Source organism: Cellulomonas sp. P4_B5_2 (assembly GCF_056402235.1).
Genome location: NZ_JBFUHU010000148.1, coordinates 1 through 16,920, shown reverse-complemented (window position 1 = coordinate 16,920; position 16,920 = coordinate 1). Strand labels below are relative to the sequence as shown.

Genomic DNA, 16,920 nt, shown 5'->3' with positions numbered 1-16,920 from the left:
CCTCGGGGCCGAGGCCGCCCAGGACGACTCGACGGCTGCCACGGCTGCCCGCGCGGTCGCCGAGGGCTACCTGCTCGCCGCCTACGTCCCGCCGACGGCGGCCACCTCGGACACCCCGGCGCGCGGGGCGGCGGAGCTCGTCCTGCTCGGGCGCGACGGCATGCGACCCGCCGCCGCGGTCGCGGAGGGGCACACTGCGGCGACCGCCACGTGGCTGGTCCGGGACCTGGCCACCACCCCGGCCAGCACCAAGACCCCGGCGTGGCTGGCGGACCAGGCCAAGCGCCTGGCGACGAAGGCCGGCCTCGAGGTCACGGTCCGCAGCCCGCGCGAGCTGACGGCCGAGGGCTTCGGCGGCATCCTCGCGGTCGGCGCCGGGTCGGCGTCGTCGCCCAGGCTGGTCACCGTCTCGTACACGCCGTCGAACGCCGGCGGCAAGCACGTCGTCGTCGTCGGCAAGGGGATCACCTTCGACACGGGCGGCCTATCGATCAAGCCGCGCGAGGGCATGGTCCCGATGAAGACCGACATGACCGGTGCCGCCGTCGCGCTGGCCACGGTGCTCGGTGCGGCCGCCGCGGGTGTCGCCCACCGGGTCACGGCGGTGCTGCCCCTCGCCGAGAACCACTTCGGTGGAGCCTCGTACCGCCCCGGTGACGTCCTGACGATGTGGGGCGGCACGACCGTCGAGATCGCCAACACCGACGCCGAGGGCCGGCTGGTCCTCGCCGACGCGCTGGCCTGGGCGGACGCCACCCTGGACCCCGACGTGCTCATCGACGTCGCCACGCTCACCGGCGCCGCGACCCTGGGCCTCGGCAAGCAGCACGCCGCGCTCTACTCCGCCGACGACGAGCTGGTCTCCTCGCTCCTCGCGGCGGCCGACGCCTCCGGCGAGCTGGCGTGGCACATGCCGCTCGTCGAGGAGTACGAGGAGGCGGTGCACTCCGAGGTCGCCGACCTGCGGCACGTGCCGGTCGACAAGCACATCGGCGGCGGGTCGATCACGGCGGCGCTGTTCCTGCGGCACTTCGTCGGGGCGCGCACCTGGGCCCACCTCGACATCGCCGGACCCGCGCGCTCGACCTCCGACAAGCACGAGGTCACCGAGGGCGCGACCGGCGTCGGGGCGCGCCTCCTGCTGCGGTACCTCGACGACCTGCGCTGAGGGCACCCCGCACCGTGACGGGTCTCGTCACGGCACGGGGTGCACGGCCCTGCGGGTCAGAACGGGCAGCTCGTGCTCACCGCGGAGTACGCCGAGCCGGACGGTCCCGGGCAGAGGAACTGCGTGTACCGGGCGTCGTTGTCGACGAACCGCTTGAGCCAGGAGATCGACGACGACGCGATCGCGGTGTTCGCGGAGTTCGGGGCGAAGTGGCTCGCCCCGCGCAGCTCGAGGTAGGTGCGCGGCGTGGATGCCGGGAGCGTCTGGTAGAACGGCCGCGCGTGCGACGCCACAGGGGCGATGGAGTCGCTCTCCGCGCCGATCACCAGGGTCGGCGTCGTGACCTCCGGCCAGGTCTTGTCCGCGTTCCACGGTGTCCCCATGGAGTGGCCCATGACGGCCACCCGGGCGGCGTCGACACGACCGGTGACGGAGCTCCGCCGGGTCAGGTAGTCGGCGGCGGCGAGCAGCTGGTCGCCGCGGGAGGCCGGCTGGTCGTAGACGGTCGTCGTGTCGATGGTGAACACGACGAAGCCCTGCGACGCGAGACGCGGACCGAGCCACGCGATGCTCGACTGCCGCGCGGTGTAGCCGGGCGAGACGACGACCGCGCCGAACGTGCCCTGGGACTGGTCGGTGGGGTAGTAGACGGTGCCTCCGCCGAACCCGGTCACGACGTACCGGGAGACCGAGGTCTGCGCGACGGCGAACGGGCCGCGGGCGGCCTCGATGCTGGTCCTGCTGGGCTCCGGGCCCCGCTGGTACGGGTTGTCCGCGGCGACGGCCGGAGCGGCGATGCTCCCGGCGACGAGCGTGGTGGTCAGGAGTGCGGTGGCGACGGCTCGGCGCCACGAGCTCAGAGATGTCACGACGGTGTGTCCTCTCTTGGATGGAGCCCGCGGACGGACGAGACCCGCAGGTGGTGAGCGTACAAACCGACCGGTCGGTTTTGCCACGGTAGCACCGGCCGACGCCACTTGGCATCGCGCTCCTCTTGCTCGTGTCACATCCCCTAGCACTGCGGATCGCCGCCCTAGGCTGACGGCATGCCGGACGTGACGCCCCGCCCCGAGCCGTTCACCCTGCACACCGCCCCGGACGCGCTGGCGGACCTGCGCACCCGCCTGCGCGCGACGCGCTGGCCGGATGCACCCGACGACGCGGGCTGGGCGCTCGGGACCGACGTCGCGTACCTGCGCGAGCTGGTCTCGTACTGGCCGGACGGCTTCGACTGGCCGGCGCAGGAAGCGGAGCTCGCCCGGCTGCCGCACTTCCGGGTCCGGATCGGCGGGCTCGGGATCCACTACGTGCACGCCCGCGCGGTCGCGCCGACCGGGCCTGTTCTACCGCTGGTCCTCAGCCACGGCTGGCCGGACTCGTTCTGGCGGTACAGCCAGGTGATCCCGCTGCTCACCGACCCGGGCGCGCACGGCGGCGACCCCGCGGACGCGTTCGACGTGGTGGTCCCGGACATGCCGGGCTACGGCTACTCCGACCGCCCGACCGGTCCGGCGCTCGACACGGTCGCCGTGGCCGGCCTGTGGGCGGAGCTCATGACGGTGCTCGGCTACGAGCGGTTCGGGGCCGCGGGCGGCGACATCGGCAGCGGGGTGAGCCGCTTCCTCGCACTGGACCATCCCGACCGTGTCGTCGCCGTCCACCGCACCGACGGAGGCCTGCCGGTCTTCACCGGAGACCCGTCGATCCTCACGCCCGAGGAGCGCGACTTCCTCGCGGGTGCCGCCGCGTGGKGCGGGTCGGAGGGCGCGTACGCGGCGATGCACCGCACCAAGCCGCAGACCGCAGCCGTCGGCCTCACGGACTCACCGGCGGGGCTCGCCGCGTGGATCGTCGAGAAGCTCCGGTCCTGGAGCGACCGCCGACTCACGGCGGACGAGATCCTCACCAACCTGACCATCTACTGGCTCACCGGCACGATCGGCTCGTCGATGCGGATGTACCGCGCCAACTCGGCGATCCCGGTGGAGCAGCACGCCCGACGGGTCGAGGTGCCGTCCGGGTTCTCGCTGTTCCCCGGCGACCTCGTCCGGCCGCCGCGGGCGTGGCTGGACCGCACGGCGAACGTCGTCCGGGTCACCGAGCCGCCGCGCGGCGGGCACTTCGCGCCGATCGAGGAGCCCGAGCTCTACGCGCAGGAGCTCCGCGACTTCTTCCGGCCGTACCGCGTCAGCGCTTGACCGCGACCAGCAGCCCGTCGCCGGTGGGCAGCAGCGCCGGCAGCAGGCGGTCGTCGGCGCGGACGATCCGGCCGACCTCGCGGATGGTGGTCGTGGTCTCGTCGCGGCGCGCGGGGTCCGCCACCCGGTCGTGCCAGAGGGCGTTGTCGACCGCGAGCACGCCGCCGGGCCGGAGCAGGCGCACGGCCTGCTCGACGTAGCCGGGGTAGTTCTCCTTGTCGGCGTCGATGAACACGAGGTCGTAGCCGCCGTCGGTGAGGCGGGGCACGACGTCGAGGGCGCGGCCGGAGATGGTGCGTGTGCGGGTGGGCTTGACGCGCTCCTCGGCGAACGCCTCCTTGGCGGCGCGCTGGTGCTCGACCTCGAGGTCGATGGTGGTGAGCACGCCGTCGGCGGGCATGCCGCGCAGCAGGTACAGGGAGCCGACGCCGGCGCCGGTGCCGATCTCGACGACGGCGCGGGCGGCGACGGCGGCCGCCAGCACGCTCAGGGCGGCGCCGGACCCGGGCAGGACGGGGGTGCACCCCAGCTGCGCGGCGCGCTCGCGGGCGCGCAGCACGATGTCGTCCTCCTGCAGGAACTCCTCGCAGTAGACCCAGCTCTGGGCCTTGTCGGTGGAGATGGCTGCCTCCTGGGGCGGATGACGAAGGTGGTCCGGCGGTCGTCGGCAAGCGTAGTCGCGCCCTCGCGACCGATGCGGGAGGCGGGCGCCTCCGCTACCGGCGGAACTTCTCGCCCGCCGTGGGCGTTCCTACCGTTCGAGGCTCACAGTTCCACCTGGGACACTGGAGCACGATGGCACGCACCGAGGAGACCGACCCCATGAGCACCCAGCCCGCCGCCTGGCAGGCACCGTCATGGGAGGAGATCGTCCGCGACCACTCCGCACGGGTGTACCGGCTGGCCTACCGGCTCACGGGCAACAAGCACGACGCCGAGGACCTCACGCAGGAGACGTTCGTCCGGGTGTTCCGCTCGCTGCACTCCTACACGCCCGGCACGTTCGAGGGCTGGCTGCACCGCATCACCACCAACCTCTTCCTCGACCAGGCACGCCGCAAGCAGCGCATCCGCATGGACGCCATGGGCGAGGACGCTGAGCGGTACGCCTCGGGCGACCAGCTGGGCGCCCCCGAGCGCGCGTTCGAGCACGGCAACCTCGACCTGGACATCCAGCGGGCCCTCGACGACCTGGCGCCGGAGTACCGCGCCGCCGTCGTCCTCTGCGACATCGAGGGCCTCTCCTACGAGGAGATCGCCGTCACGCTCGGCATCAAGCTGGGCACCGTCCGCTCGCGCATCCACCGCGCCCGCGCGCGGCTGCGCGTGTCCCTCGAGCACCGCGCGCCGCACGCCTTCACCGACGAGTCCCCGCTGACGGTCCTCGGATGAGCCACCTCGGGTCGCGGATCAGCGCGCTTGTCGACGGGCAGCTCTCGGTGGCGGAGACCGAGAAGGCCCTCGCGCACGTCGCCGTCTGCCCCGAGTGCTCCGCCGAGCTGACCGCATCCCGCGCAGCCCGCCGTGCCCTCGCCTCCGCCGACGAGGTCGCCCCTGCGCCCGACCTGACCGCGCGCCTCCTCTCCCTCGGGTGCGGCACCGACCCGGTGGCGTCGGACCTCTTCGCGCCCCCGGTGCGGCAGTCCCGCGACGAGCTCGCGTCCTACGGCGTCGCCAGCGGCGGCCTCGGCAGCCGGGGTTGGCGCTCGGGTGGCTCGCTGCGCGGTGACGTGGGGCACCGGCGGTCGTCCGTGCGCATCGCGGCTGGCTCGATGGCGGGCGTCGGTGCGGTCGCGGCGATGCTCTTCGTGCTCGGCGAGCGTCCCGACGTGGTGCCCACCATGCACCCCGGGGTGGACCTCGGCCTGCTCGGCCAGGCGATCACCGTGGACCCGTCCTCGGCAGGCGACCTGGGTTCGTCGACCGTGCCCGTCGCCGACAGCGCGGGCGACACCGTCACGTGGCTGCGGTCGCACGCCTGGTCGTTCCCGTCCGAGCTGCCCGACGGCTGGTCGGTCACCGCGGTGCGCTGGTCCGGCGACGACTCCCGGGTGCTTGAGATCGACGTGCTCGGACCGGACGACACCTCGCTCGTGGTCACCGAGCAGCAGGGCCGCCTCGACACGACCGCGCTGGCCGGTGCGCCGACCGCCGAGGTCGGTGGACGTGAGGTCTACGTGCTCTCGTTCGAGCCGTGGCACGTCGTGTGGCAGGCGGACGGGACGGTCGTGCAGGTGGTCGGCTCGCAGTCCTCGGACTCCACCGCGACACTTGTGGGAGCCTTTCCGGGCGGCGCCTTCGACGACGGCGTACCGGCGCGCATCACGCGCGGCTGGGCCACGGTGACAGGAGCGCTCGAACGGCCATGACCACCCCCGACGACGCGCAGCCCGTCGCGGTGCCCGGCGGAGAGGCGCCGGCAGACCGGACCGAGAGCCCGTTCGCGTCGCCGTCGGGCCGCCGACCGCTGCCCCCGACGCCCGGCACGCCCACCGCGCAGGACCGAGCGCCGAGCCCGGCCGAGCCCGAGGCGGCTCCGACCAGCAGCCCGCGCCCCGCCGCGGCCCCCGAGCAGGTCCACCCCCCGGGAACGCACTGGTCGGTGCCCCACGGCTCGGTGCCGACCTCGCCCTTCGCGCCGCCGAACCCGTACGGCACGCCCGCGCCGCAGCCCGCCCCGGACCACTGGGCGGGGGTCCCGTACGCGATGACGCCTCCCACGCAGGAGCCCGCACCCGGGACGAGCGGCGTGCCCCACACCGTCGTCCTGCACCGCAAGCGCCGCCGCACGCTCTCGGCCGCCTGGCTGGTGCCCCTCCTCGTGCTCGCGCTCGCCGCCGGGGCGATCGGCGGGGTCGTCGGCTCCCGGCTGGGCGAGGACGACCACCTGGCCGACGCGGGGCTGCCGGTCGCCGCCGCGGGCTCGAACACCATCGTGCGGTCGCCCGAGTCGGTGGCGGGGATCGCGGCCGGGGTGCTCCCGAGCGTCGTCTCCATCCAGGTCGACGGTCCGGAGGGCAGCGCCACGGGCTCGGGGTTCGTGCTCCGCGGCGACGGCTACCTGGTGACCAACAACCACGTGATCGCGCAGGCGGACGACGCGGCCACCACCATCACCGTGACGTTCGTCGACGGCAGCGAGCAGGAGGCGTCGGTCGTCGGTCGGACTGCCGACTACGACCTCGCCGTGCTCAAGGTGGCGGTGCAGGGCCTGACGCCGCTGCTCCTGGGTGACTCCGACCAGGTCGTGGTCGGCGACGCCGTCGTCGCGGTCGGGGCGCCGCTCGGCCTGGCGGGGACCGTGACCACCGGCATCGTCAGCGCGCTCAACCGGCCGGTCTCGGCGGGCGACTCCGAGGACCCGGACGACCAGGCGTTCATCAACGCGATCCAGACCGACGCCGCGATCAACCCGGGCAACTCCGGCGGCCCGTTGGTCAACGCGGCGGGCGAGGTCATCGGGATCAACTCGGCGATCGCGCAGCCCCCGGGGTCCACGTCGCTCGTCGGCGGGAGCATCGGGCTGGGGTTCGCGATCCCGTCGAACCAGGTGCGGCGCACGTCCGACCAGCTCATCGAGACGGGGCGCGCGACGTACCCGATCATCGGGGTGCTGCTCGACCAGCGGTACACGGGCGAGGGTGTCCAGGTCTCGTCGGACGCGCAGGAGGACCGGCAGCCGGTCACGGCGAACGGTCCTGCCGAGCGCGCCGGCATCCACCCCGGCGACGTCATCCTGGCCATCGACGGACGCCCCGTCACCGACCCCGACGAGCTGATCGTGGCCATCCGCGCGCGGACGCCGGGAGACACGATCGTGCTCCACGTGCGCAGCGGCTCCAGCGAGCGCGACGTCCGCGTGAAGCTGGACGAGTCGCCCACGGACTGACCCCGGGGGGCTCAGCGCGCGGGGGTACTCTGACCCGGTGTTCGGGATCAACGGCGGTGAGCTGCTGGTGCTGCTCGTCGTCGCCGCGCTGGTCATCGGCCCCGAGCGGCTGCCCGGCTATGCCGAGCAGCTCGGTCAGTGGGTGCGCCGCGGCCGCCAGTTCGTGCGAGACGCGAAAGCGCGCGTGGACGAGGAGCTGGGCGACGAGGTCGGCGACGTCGACTGGGCCGCGCTGGATCCCCGCAAGTACGACCCCCGCCGGATCGTGCGTGACGCGCTCCTCGAGGACGACCCGCCCGTGCGGCGCGTGAGCACGCCGGCCACCCGCCCGGTGACCGGCGCCGCCGCAGCCCGCGCAGCCACCGGCGGGGCTGCGGCCTCCGGGCCCCCGCCCCAGCCGACGCCGTACGACGACGAGGCCACCTGACGCCGGCTCCCGATCTCGCCCCCCTCCACCGGGACGGCACCCGGCACGACGGGTCCTCCCGCCCTGACAGAATGGTCCGATGGTCTTGGCGCCGCAGCAGTCGCGCATCTTCTCCGGGATGCAGCCCACCTCCGACTCCCTCCAGCTGGGCAACTACCTGGGTGCGCTGACCCAGTGGGTCGCCCTGCAGGAGGAGCACGACGCCATCTACTGCGTCGTCGACCTGCACGCGCTCACGGTGAGCCCGGACCCGTCCGTCCTGCGCGACCGCACGCGTCGCACCGCCGCGCAGTACCTGGCGGCCGGCGTGGACCCCGCGCGCTCGATCCTGTTCGTGCAGTCGCAGGTGCCTGAGCACGCGGAGCTGGCCTGGTTGCTCTCGTGCCACACGGCGTTCGGCGAGGCCAACCGGATGACGCAGTTCAAGGACAAGTCCGGCAAGCACGGGACCGAGGGCACCACCGTCGGSCTGTTCACCTACCCGGTCCTSATGGCSGCGGACATCCTGCTCTACGACACCAACCTCGTCCCCGTGGGTGAGGACCAGCGCCAGCACCTGGAGCTCACCCGGGACCTGGCGCAGCGGCTGAACGCGCGGTTCGGCCCGGACACGGTCGTCGTGCCGGAGCCGCACATCGTCAAGGCCACCGCCAAGATCTACGACCTGCAGGACCCGACGGCCAAGATGAGCAAGTCGGCCGAGAGCCCGAACGGTCTCATCGAGCTGCTGGACGACCCGAAGGTGGTGGCCAAGCGGATCAGGTCGGCCGTCACGGACGCCGAGCGCGAGATCCGGTTCGACCCCGAGCACAAGCCCGGGGTCTCCAACCTGCTCACCATCTACTCGGCCCTGACCGGCCGGGAGATCCCGGCGCTCGAGGCCGACTACGCGGGGAAGGGCTACGGCGACCTCAAGGTGGACCTGGCCACCGTGGTGGTCGACTTCCTCACCCCGTTCCAGGCCCGCGTGCACGGCTACCTGTCGGACCCCGCGACGCTCGACGACGTCCTGGCGGACGGTGCGGACCGCGCCAGCGAGCTCGCCGCCGGCACGCTCGAGCGGCTCTACGACCGCAGCGGTCTGCTGCCGCGTCGCACGCGCGCCCGGGTGGGCGCGTGAGGCTGCCGGAACGGTCCGGCGACCAGGTCCGGATCGGCGTCGCCATCACGGTGCCCGAGCCGTACGGGTCGGTGCTGCAGGCCGCCCGCGCGCGGTTCGGTGACCCGTGGGCGCAGTTCATCCCGCCGCACATCACGCTGCTGGGGCCGACCGTGATCGATCACGGCGAGATCGTGCCGGTCGACGAGCACCTGGCGACGATCGCGCAGCACCATGCCCCGTTCGTCCTCCGCCTGCGCGGCACCGCCACGTTCCGGCCGGTGTCGCCCGTCGTGTTCGTCCAGGTCACCGAGGGTGCCGACGGGTGCGAGGCGCTCGAGCGCAGCGTGCGGTCGGGGGTGCTGACCCAGGAGCTCAGGTTCCGGTACCACCCGCACGTGACCGTCGCGCACGAGGTGCCCGACGAGCAGCTGGACGCCGCGTTCGAGGGCATGGCCGACTTCGACGCCTCGTTCGTCGTCGACAGCTTCCACAGCTACGCCCACGGCGACGACGGCGTGTGGCGGCCCGCGCGTGACTTCAGCCTCACCGGTTCTCCCGCGGATGCCGGGGTCATCACCGCGACCTAGGGTCGGGTCATGGCAGCCGACGGGACCTCCGCGCAGGCGGACGAGACGAGCCCCGCCGTCGGTGCCGGAGCCGCCCACGCCCGCGCCGTGGCGACGTCGCCGGACCCGGTGGAGCGGGGGCCGAAGCAGTCGTTGATCCAGAAGGCGAAGGCGCTGCTCGCGTGGTGGCAGCGCACCCGACCGGCCCGCGCGAACGCCCGGTTCGGCGCCCGGGGCGGTGGTGTGCTCACCGGTGGGATCGCCTACGCGGCGCTGTTCTCGGTCTTCGCCGCCCTGACCATCGGCTACACGGTGTTCATGGCGGTGCTCGGCGGGAACGACGAGCTGCGGCAGAAGGTCCTCGACTCGGTGAACGCGTCCCTGCCGGGGCTCATCGACACCGGTGACGGCAGCAGCGGGATGATCGACCCCGACTCGCTCGAGCTCAGCGGCGGACTGACCGTCACCGGCATCGTGGCGGTCGTCGTGCTGCTGCTCAGCGCGATCGCGGCGATGGCAGCCCTGCGCACGGCGGTGCGGGCGATGTTCGCCGAGGTGGGCGCGGGCGGGAACGCGGTGCTCGGCAAGGCCCGCGAGCTGGGCGGCTTCGCGGGCATGGCGTTCGCGGTGCTGCTCTCGGCGCTCGTGACCACGGGCGTGGCCAGTGCGGCGTCGTGGATCCTCGACTCGCTCGGCTGGGGGAGCGCGGCGACGGTCGTGGCGCGCGTGCTGGGCATCCTCGTCGCGTTCGTCATCGATGCGGCGACGTTCCTGCTCATCGTGTGGGTCCTCGCGGGCGAGCGCCCGGCGTGGTGGGACCTGCGCTGGGGCGCGGTCATCGCGGCCACGGGCATCGGGATCGTGCGGATCCTCGGCACCTCGGTGGTGGCCGGCAGCGTGGGCAAGAACCCGCTGTTCACCTCGGTCGCGGTCATCGTCACGCTGCTGGTCTGGATCAACCTGATCGCCCGGATCGTCGCGCCGACCTAGGGTCGGCGCATGGCAGCCGACGAGGTCGCAGGCGGAGTGGTCGGTGCACCGTCGCCGGCTGCGCGGGGCAGGGCGCTGTTCGTGTGGTGGAAGCACACCCGACCCGGTCGGGCGAATGCGCGCTTCCGTGCCCGCAGCGGCGGTGTCCTGTCGGGCGGCATCGCCTACGCGGCGCTGTTCTCCGTGTTCGCCGCGCTGACCATCAGCTACACGGCGTTCGTCGCGGTGCTCGGCGACAACGACGAGCTGCGCGAGAGGGTGCTGAAGGCCGTCGACACCACGTACCCGCACCTGCTCGACACCGGGGACGGCCAGGGCGCGATCGACCCGGAGGTGCTCGAGCTGTCCACCAACCTGACCGTCGCGGGCATCGTCGCCGTCGTGGTGCTGCTGCTCAGCGCGATCGCCGCGATGACGGCTCTGCGCAGGTCGGTGCGCGCGATGTTCGCGACGGAGCTCGGCGGCAACCCGATGCTCGGCAAGGCGCGCGACCTCGGCGGGTTCGTCGGGATGGCGTTCGCCGTGCTGCTGTCGGCGACGCTCACCACAGGCCTCGGGACGGTGGCGTCCTGGATCCTCGACGCCCTCGGCTGGGACGGGCTGACCACCGTCGTGGTCCGGGCGCTCGGCATCCTCGTCGCCTTCGCCATCGACGTCGCGCTCTTCGTGCTCGTCGTCACGGTGCTGGCCGCGGAGCATCCGCCGCGGCGCGACCTGTTCCGGGGCGCGCTGATCGCGGCAACCGGCCTCGGAGTCGTGCGGACGCTCGGCACGACGGTCGTGGCGGGGAGCGTGAGCAAGAACCCGCTGTTCACCTCGGTCGCCGTGCTCGTCACGCTCCTGGTGTGGGTCAACCTGATCGCGCGGATCATGCTGCTCGCGGCCGCCTGGACCGCGGATCCTCCGTACGTCGAGCCCCCGGGGACGCCGGCCTGAGCCGTCAGCGCGCGGCGTCCAGCGCGGCGTGGAGCTCCGGCAGACGCGACGCGAGCACCCTCAGGCGTGCGCGGGTGCTCGCGGGCTCACCGACCTCGCCCAGCCGCAGCATCCCCGGGTCTCCCGCCGCCTGCGCGGCCGCGATGCGGTCGGCCGCGTCCGTCATGCGGGTGATCACGTGGTCGAGGACCGCGTGCGGGTCCAGGTCGCCGTAGCCGTCCGCGATCGTGCGCAGGACGTGCGCGACCTCGCCGGCGTCGGCGTCGGGGAACAGGACCGCGCTGTTCCAGGTGAACATCGCCACGTCGTCCAGCGGGATGCCGGGGCCGGCGACGTCCCAGTCGAAGACGCCCGCCAGCTCGTCCCCGTCGAACGCCATGTTGTACATCGCGGAGTCGTGGTGGCAGACGATCTCGCCCGGCTCGAGCGCGCGCTCGACGAACCGCCACCGACGGCTGTCCCGCGGGAAGCCCGCGACGGTGGCGTGGTACTCGCGCAGCCAGTGCATGGCCGACCGGACCTGGGCGTCGCTGAGCGTCTCGCGGCCGATGTCCAGCACGCGGCCTGGCAGGAACGTGAGGATCTCGCGGTCGCGCTCGTCGATGCCGAGCACCCGGGGGATGCGGGGGAGTCCCGCGGCGGCCAGGAAGTCGAGCAGCTCGTGCACCGCGGGTGTCCACGGGCCGGTCGGGCGGCGGACGGTGTCCCCGACGCGGACGGCCCCGCCGACGTTGCCCCCGGGCAGCGGGATCTCGTCGACGGTGCCGTCGGAGGTCACGAGGGGATCAGAAGGCGCGCGTGATCATCGCGCGCTTCACTTCCTGGATCGCCTTGGTGACCTCGATGCCACGCGGGCACGCCTCGGTGCAGTTGAAGGTCGTGCGGCAGCGCCACACGCCCTCCTTGTCGTTGAGGATCTCGAGGCGCTGGGCGCCACCCTCGTCGCGGCTGTCGAAGATGAACCGGTGCGCGTTGACGATCGCGGCGGGGCCGAAGTACTGACCGTCGGTCCAGAACACCGGGCACGACGAGGTGCACGCGGCGCAGAGGATGCACTTGGTGGTGTCGTCGAACCGCTCGCGCTGCTCGGCGCTCTGCAGGCGCTCCTTGGTGGGCTCGTTCCCGGTGGTGATGAGGAACGGCATGATCTCGCGGTAGGAGGCGAAGAACGGCTCCATGTCGACGACGAGGTCCTTGATCACCGGGAGGCCCTTGATGGGCTCGATGATGATCGGCTTGCTGGGGTCCAGGTCCTTGAGGAGCGTCTTGCAGGCCAGCCGGTTGCGGCCGTTGATCCGCATCGCGTCGGAGCCGCAGACGCCGTGGGCGCAGGAGCGGCGGAACGTCAGCGAGCCGTCCTCCTCCCACTTCACCTTGTGCAGCGCGTCGAGCACGCGGTCGGTGCCGTGGGCGCGGACTGTGAACTCGTCCCAGTACGGCTCCGGTGCGCCGGCGCCGTCGTCCGGCAGGTAGCGCCGGATCTTGAGCGTGACGTCGAAGGACGGGATCACGGGAGCGGCCGAGGGCGCGTCGAGCGTGGCGGTCATCAGTACTTACGCTCCATCGGCTGGTAGCGGGTCATCGTGACGGGCTTGGAACCCAGCACGAGCTGGTAGTCCTCGAACAGCGTCGTGTGCGCGAACGAGCCCTTGTGGTCACCGTCGCCCTCGGTGCCCCACAGGCGGTGCCCCTTGACGGGCAGCGGGCGCCGGTAGGCCATGGTGTGGCGCATGTAGCCCTTGTCGTCGCGGTCCGGGAAGTCCTCGCGGAAGTGCCCGCCGCGGGACTCCTCGCGGTTGAGGGCGCCGACGACGACCGTCTCCGCGATGTCGAGCAGGAAGCCCAGCTCCACGGCCTCGAGCAGGTCGGTGTTGAACATCGTGCTCTTGTCCTGCACCGACACCCGGCGGAACCGCTTGTGCAGGTCCTTGATGTCGTCGAGCGCCTGGATCAGCGACTCCGACGTGCGGAACACCTGCGCGTTGAGGTCCATCGACTCCTGCAGCGCCTTGCGGATGTCCGCCACGCGCTCGCCGTCGGGACGGGTGCGGATCTCCTCCAGGCCGGCGACGACCGTGGCGGCGGGATCCTCGGGGAGCTCCTGGAACGACGCGGTCAGGGCGTACTTGGCGGCCGAGATCCCGGCGCGCTTGCCGAACACGTTGATGTCGAGCAGCGAGTTGGTGCCCAGGCGGTTGGAGCCGTGCACGCTCACGCACGCGACCTCGCCGGCCGCGTACAGGCCGCGGATGACGTCGGTGGAGTTGCGCAGCACCTCGGCCTCGATGTTGGTGGGGATGCCACCCATCGCGTAGTGGGCCGTCGGGTAGACGGGCACGGGCTCGGTGTACGGCTCGATGCCCAGGTACGTCCGCGCGAACTCGGTGATGTCCGGGAGCTTGGCGTCGATGTGCGCGGGCTCGAGGTGCGTGAGGTCGAGCAGCACGTAGTCCTTGTTGGGACCGGCGCCGCGGCCCTCGCGCACCTCGTTGGCCATGGACCGGGCGACGATGTCGCGAGGCGCCAGGTCCTTGATGGTCGGGGCGTAGCGCTCCATGAAGCGCTCACCCTCGGAGTTGCGCAGGATGCCACCCTCGCCACGCGCGGCCTCCGACAGGAGGATGCCGAGCCCGGCCAGGCCGGTCGGGTGGAACTGGAAGAACTCCATGTCCTCCAGCGGGATGCCGCGGCGGTACGCCAGCGCCATGCCGTCGCCCGTGAGGGTGTGCGCGTTGGAGGTCGTCTTGTAGATCTTCCCGGCGCCGCCGGTGGCCAGGACCACGGACTTGGCCTGGAACACGTGGATCTCGCCGGTGGCCAGCTCGTAGGCGACGACGCCCGAGACGTTGACCTCCTCGCCGTCCGGCACGTGCCCGGCCGCGAGGTCGTGGTCCACCAGCAGGTCGAGCACGTAGAACTCGTTGAAGAACTCGACGTCGTTCTTCACGCACTGCTGGTAGAGCGTCTGCAGGATCATGTGGCCCGTGCGGTCCGCGGCGTAGCAGGACCGGCGCACGGCCGCCTCGCCGTGGTTGCGCGTGTGCCCGCCGAACCGGCGCTGGTCGATCTTGCCCTCGGGCGTGCGGTTGAACGGCAGGCCCATCTTCTCCAGGTCGAGCACCGCGTCGATGGCCTCCTTGGCCATGACCTCGGCGGCGTCCTGGTCCACCAGGTAGTCACCGCCTTTGACGGTGTCGAACGTGTGCCACTCCCAGTTGTCCTCCTCGACGTTGGCCAGCGCGGCGCACATGCCGCCCTGCGCCGCGCCCGTGTGGGAGCGCGTCGGGTAGAGCTTGGAGATGACGGCCGTGCGCACGCGCGTCGAGGACTCCAGGGCCGCGCGCATGCCGGCGCCGCCCGCGCCGACGATCACGACGTCGTACTGGTGGGTCTGCATCGGGGTCGATGCCTTCCTGTTTCTGAGGGGAGAGCGTCAGGCCGTGGTGCAGAACGAGGGCAGCAGGTCCGCGGGGGAGCCCGCCGGGCACGGGTCGAACGTGAAGATCACGAGCGTGCCGAGCACGACGACCACCACGAACGCGAGGTACAGCGACGCCTTGAGAGCGAGCCGCACGCCGTCGCGCTCCGCGTAGTCGTTGATGATCGTCCGCACGCCGTTGGTGCCGTGGATCATCGCGAGCCAGAGCATCAGCAGGTCCCAGATCTGCCAGAACGGTGACGCCCACTTGCCGGCGACGAAGCCGAAGTCGATCGCGGAGATGCCCTCACCGGCGACCAGGTTGACGAACAGGTGCCCGAAGATCAGGACGACGAGGATCACGCCGGACGCGCGCATGAACACCCAGCCGTAGAGCTCGGTGTTGCCGCGGGTGGTGAGGCGGGCCGGGCGGGGCTTCGGGGGACGCGGGGCCTTCGGGTCGGCGATCGTGGTCATCACTCGCCTCCGAACACGTGCATGAGGTGACGGGGCAGGAAGCCGGCCATGGTCAGGACGAACAGGCCCATCACCACCCAGAGCATCACGCGCTGGTACTTGGGGCCCTTGGCCCAGAAGTCCACCAGGATGATCCGGATGCCGTTGAACGCGTGGAACACGATGGCGGCCACGAGCCCGGCCTCGCCGAGCCCCATGATCGGGTTCTTGTACGTGCCGATCACGTCGTTGTAGGCCTCGGGCGACACGCGCACGAGCGAGGTGTCGAGCACGTGCACGAGGAGGAAGAAGAAGATCGCGACACCGGTGACGCGGTGGGCGACCCAGGACCACATGCCTTCGCGCCCTCGGTAGAGCGTTCCGGCGGGCACCTTGCGGGTGGCCGGCACTCCGCTCGGAGCGGGCGCTGCAGGCACTGGGGGCCTCCTGGCGGATCAGAGGTTCGGACGACGGCGTCCTTGTCGCCCCAACTGTAGTGAACCGATCAGTACGCAACCGCTCGGCAAGGGTCCTTAGGCCCCTGCTGTGAGGTATTGCACAACCCGGGCCTCGTTACCCTGACCCCCATGTCGACCCTGGCCCGCGCGATCCCCGGATTCCACGCCGTCGTCCCGGCGGGCGGTGCGGGCACGCGCCTGTGGCCTCTGTCCCGTGCCGGCCACCCGAAGTTCCTGCTCGACCTGACCGGTTCGGGGCGCACCCTGCTGCAGGCGACGGTCGACCGGCTGCTCCCGCTCACGGGGGCGGGGGGCGTGCTCGTGGTGACGGGGGCGCGGCACGCGGAGACCGTCGAGGGACAGCTGCCCGAGGTCGGGGCCGACGACGTGCTGGCCGAGCCCTCGCCGCGCGACTCGATGGCGGCGATCGGGCTGGCTGCCGCGGTCCTGCTCGAGCGGCACGGCGAGTCGCCGCGACCGGTCCGTCGACCGCCTTCGGGTACGTCCGGTCGGGCGCGTCGCTGGGCCTGGACGAGGCTCCGAGCGTCGCGCACGCCGCCGGGTTCACCGAGAAGCCCGACGCCGAGACCGCGACCGCGTACCTGGCCACCGGCGAGTACCGCTGGAACGCCGGCATGTTCCTGGTCCGGGCGCGCGTGCTGCTGGACCACCTGACGACGCAGCTGCCGACGCTCGCCGCCGGCCTGCAGGAGATCGCGGCCGCGTGGGACGGGCCGGGCCGCGCGGAGGTGCTCGAGCGCGTCTGGCCGGGGCTGACCAAGATCGCGATCGACCACGCGATCGCGGAGCCGGTCGCCGCCGCCGGGGGAGTGGCCGTCGTGCCGGGGGACTTCTCGTGGGACGACGTCGGCGACTTCGAGTCGCTCGCCGCGCTGCTGCCGGGCGACACCCTCGGCGACGAGGGCGTCGTCCTGCGCATCGACTCGGACGGTGCGTTCGTCGTGCCCCGGACGGGCCGCACCGTGTCGGTGGTCGGGCTGCCGGGCGCGGTGGTGGTCGACACCCCCGACGCGGTGCTGGTGACCACGCTCGCGCACGCCCAGGCGGTCAAGTCCGCGGTGGACGCCTGGCGGGCGCGCGGCCGCGAGGACCTGCTCTGAYGCGGACACCCGCCGCTGGTCCGGGCGGTCGCGGCTAGGGTCGAAGCGTGTCCTCTGCTCACCCCGATCCCGTCGTCGCCCCCCTGACCAGCCTGCGACCCGACCCCACCGATCCCGTGTCGGCCCGGCTCGCTGCCCTGGTCGCGGAGCTGCGCGACGAGCTCGCCGCCGTCCGCCGCGACCTGCACGCC

General features: G+C 72.6%; 17 protein-coding genes and 1 pseudogene. 11 read left to right on the top strand and 7 right to left on the bottom strand.

The window, feature by feature from the left end; translation table 11 throughout:
• Positions 1-1,168: leucyl aminopeptidase family protein (locus AC1DUQ_RS12080; RefSeq protein WP_477073863.1), on the top strand; the 1,168-nt coding region annotated here is incomplete at its 5' end.
• 56 nt (positions 1,169-1,224) lie between these two features.
• Here AC1DUQ_RS12080 and AC1DUQ_RS12075 read toward each other — a convergent pair.
• The gene (locus AC1DUQ_RS12075; protein ID WP_477073862.1) at positions 1,225-2,037 is read right to left on the bottom strand and encodes an alpha/beta hydrolase family protein; all 813 of its coding nucleotides are present in this window, start codon (positions 2,035-2,037) and stop codon (positions 1,225-1,227) included.
• Positions 2,038-2,214: 177 nt separating this feature from the next.
• On the opposite strand from AC1DUQ_RS12075, the gene AC1DUQ_RS12070 reads away from it, so the two are divergent.
• Positions 2,215-3,366 carry an epoxide hydrolase family protein gene (locus AC1DUQ_RS12070; RefSeq protein ID WP_477073861.1) on the top strand — a complete coding sequence of 384 codons (1,152 nt, stop codon included), beginning with the start codon at positions 2,215-2,217 and terminating at the stop codon, positions 3,364-3,366.
• Here the strand turns inward: AC1DUQ_RS12070 and AC1DUQ_RS12065 are convergent.
• The gene (locus AC1DUQ_RS12065; protein ID WP_477060814.1) at positions 3,356-3,988 is read right to left on the bottom strand and encodes an O-methyltransferase; all 633 of its coding nucleotides are present in this window, start codon (positions 3,986-3,988) and stop codon (positions 3,356-3,358) included. The two genes, AC1DUQ_RS12070 and AC1DUQ_RS12065, sit on opposite strands and share 11 nt — an antisense overlap.
• A gap of 200 nt (positions 3,989-4,188) precedes the next feature.
• On the opposite strand from AC1DUQ_RS12065, the gene sigE reads away from it, so the two are divergent.
• The 8 genes from sigE (at position 4,189) to AC1DUQ_RS12025 (ending at position 11,276) form a co-directional block, all read left to right on the top strand.
• Positions 4,189-4,758: an RNA polymerase sigma factor SigE gene (gene sigE, locus AC1DUQ_RS12060; RefSeq protein WP_421740579.1), complete on the top strand. Its 570-nt coding sequence runs from the start codon at positions 4,189-4,191 to the stop codon at positions 4,756-4,758.
• Positions 4,755-5,735 carry a zf-HC2 domain-containing protein gene (locus AC1DUQ_RS12055; RefSeq protein WP_477060301.1) on the top strand — a complete coding sequence of 327 codons (981 nt, stop codon included), beginning with the start codon at positions 4,755-4,757 and terminating at the stop codon, positions 5,733-5,735. The genes sigE and AC1DUQ_RS12055 overlap by 4 nt, the downstream gene beginning before the upstream one ends.
• On the top strand, positions 5,732-7,255 hold the full coding sequence (locus tag AC1DUQ_RS12050; protein ID WP_477060302.1) for a S1C family serine protease: 1,524 nt from the start codon (positions 5,732-5,734) through the stop codon (positions 7,253-7,255). The genes AC1DUQ_RS12055 and AC1DUQ_RS12050 overlap by 4 nt, the downstream gene beginning before the upstream one ends.
• 37 nt (positions 7,256-7,292) lie before the next feature.
• Complete coding sequence (locus AC1DUQ_RS12045; protein ID WP_477060303.1) at positions 7,293-7,682, top strand: twin-arginine translocase TatA/TatE family subunit; 390 nt, start codon at positions 7,293-7,295, stop codon at positions 7,680-7,682.
• 79 nt (positions 7,683-7,761) lie between these two features.
• On the top strand, positions 7,762-8,802 hold the full coding sequence (trpS, locus tag AC1DUQ_RS12040) for a tryptophan--tRNA ligase (RefSeq protein WP_477060304.1): 1,041 nt from the start codon (positions 7,762-7,764) through the stop codon (positions 8,800-8,802).
• Complete coding sequence (locus tag AC1DUQ_RS12035; RefSeq protein ID WP_477060305.1) at positions 8,799-9,371, top strand: 2'-5' RNA ligase family protein; 573 nt, start codon at positions 8,799-8,801, stop codon at positions 9,369-9,371. Before trpS ends, AC1DUQ_RS12035 begins: the two co-directional genes overlap by 4 nt.
• Positions 9,372-9,380: 9 nt before the next feature.
• Positions 9,381-10,340 (top strand): YihY/virulence factor BrkB family protein, encoded by a 960-nt coding sequence (locus tag AC1DUQ_RS12030; protein WP_477073860.1) that lies wholly within the window; start codon positions 9,381-9,383, stop codon positions 10,338-10,340.
• Between the two features lie 9 nt (positions 10,341-10,349).
• Positions 10,350-11,276 (top strand): YihY/virulence factor BrkB family protein, encoded by a 927-nt coding sequence (locus AC1DUQ_RS12025; protein ID WP_477060307.1) that lies wholly within the window; start codon positions 10,350-10,352, stop codon positions 11,274-11,276.
• A 4-nt stretch (positions 11,277-11,280) separates the two neighbouring features.
• On the opposite strand, the gene AC1DUQ_RS12020 is transcribed toward AC1DUQ_RS12025, so the two are convergent.
• From AC1DUQ_RS12020 to sdhC, 5 genes are read right to left on the bottom strand one after another with little or no spacing between them, the layout of a single operon-like run.
• On the bottom strand, positions 11,281-12,054 hold the full coding sequence (locus AC1DUQ_RS12020; protein ID WP_477073859.1) for a phosphotransferase: 774 nt from the start codon (positions 12,052-12,054) through the stop codon (positions 11,281-11,283).
• 7 nt (positions 12,055-12,061) lie between these two features.
• Positions 12,062-12,823, bottom strand: a complete 762-nt coding sequence (locus AC1DUQ_RS12015) for a succinate dehydrogenase iron-sulfur subunit (protein WP_057207985.1) — start codon at positions 12,821-12,823, stop codon at positions 12,062-12,064.
• On the bottom strand, positions 12,823-14,673 hold the full coding sequence (gene sdhA, locus AC1DUQ_RS12010; RefSeq protein WP_477060309.1) for a succinate dehydrogenase flavoprotein subunit: 1,851 nt from the start codon (positions 14,671-14,673) through the stop codon (positions 12,823-12,825). Before sdhA ends, AC1DUQ_RS12015 begins: the two co-directional genes overlap by 1 nt.
• A 36-nt stretch (positions 14,674-14,709) precedes the next feature.
• Positions 14,710-15,171, bottom strand: coding sequence for a succinate dehydrogenase, hydrophobic membrane anchor protein (sdhD, locus tag AC1DUQ_RS12005; protein WP_057207982.1), 462 nt, complete (start codon positions 15,169-15,171; stop codon positions 14,710-14,712).
• The gene (gene sdhC / locus AC1DUQ_RS12000; RefSeq protein WP_421736062.1) at positions 15,171-15,560 is read right to left on the bottom strand and encodes a succinate dehydrogenase, cytochrome b556 subunit; all 390 of its coding nucleotides are present in this window, start codon (positions 15,558-15,560) and stop codon (positions 15,171-15,173) included. Before sdhC ends, sdhD begins: the two co-directional genes overlap by 1 nt.
• A gap of 177 nt (positions 15,561-15,737) precedes the next feature.
• Here sdhC and AC1DUQ_RS11995 point away from each other — a divergent pair.
• Positions 15,738-16,729: pseudogene (locus tag AC1DUQ_RS11995) on the top strand (mannose-1-phosphate guanylyltransferase).
• Positions 16,730-16,920: the final 191 nt, after the last annotated feature.

What these genes read in the sequence shown, in the direction of transcription:
- sigE (WP_421740579.1), top strand. Translation starts at nt 4,189, where the DNA reads ATGAGCACCCAGCCCGCCGCCTGGCAGGCACCGTCATGGGAGGAGATC.
- AC1DUQ_RS12055 (WP_477060301.1), top strand. Translation starts at nt 4,755, where the DNA reads ATGAGCCACCTCGGGTCGCGGATCAGCGCGCTTGTCGACGGGCAGCTC.
- AC1DUQ_RS12050 (WP_477060302.1), top strand. Translation starts at nt 5,732, where the DNA reads ATGACCACCCCCGACGACGCGCAGCCCGTCGCGGTGCCCGGCGGAGAG.
- AC1DUQ_RS12030 (WP_477073860.1), top strand. Translation starts at nt 9,381, where the DNA reads ATGGCAGCCGACGGGACCTCCGCGCAGGCGGACGAGACGAGCCCCGCC.
- AC1DUQ_RS12025 (WP_477060307.1), top strand. Translation starts at nt 10,350, where the DNA reads ATGGCAGCCGACGAGGTCGCAGGCGGAGTGGTCGGTGCACCGTCGCCG.
- AC1DUQ_RS12015 (WP_057207985.1), bottom strand. Translation starts at nt 12,823, where the DNA reads ATGACCGCCACGCTCGACGCGCCCTCGGCCGCTCCCGTGATCCCGTCC.
- sdhA (WP_477060309.1), bottom strand. Translation starts at nt 14,673, where the DNA reads ATGCAGACCCACCAGTACGACGTCGTGATCGTCGGCGCGGGCGGCGCC.
- sdhD (WP_057207982.1), bottom strand. Translation starts at nt 15,171, where the DNA reads ATGACCACGATCGCCGACCCGAAGGCCCCGCGTCCCCCGAAGCCCCGC.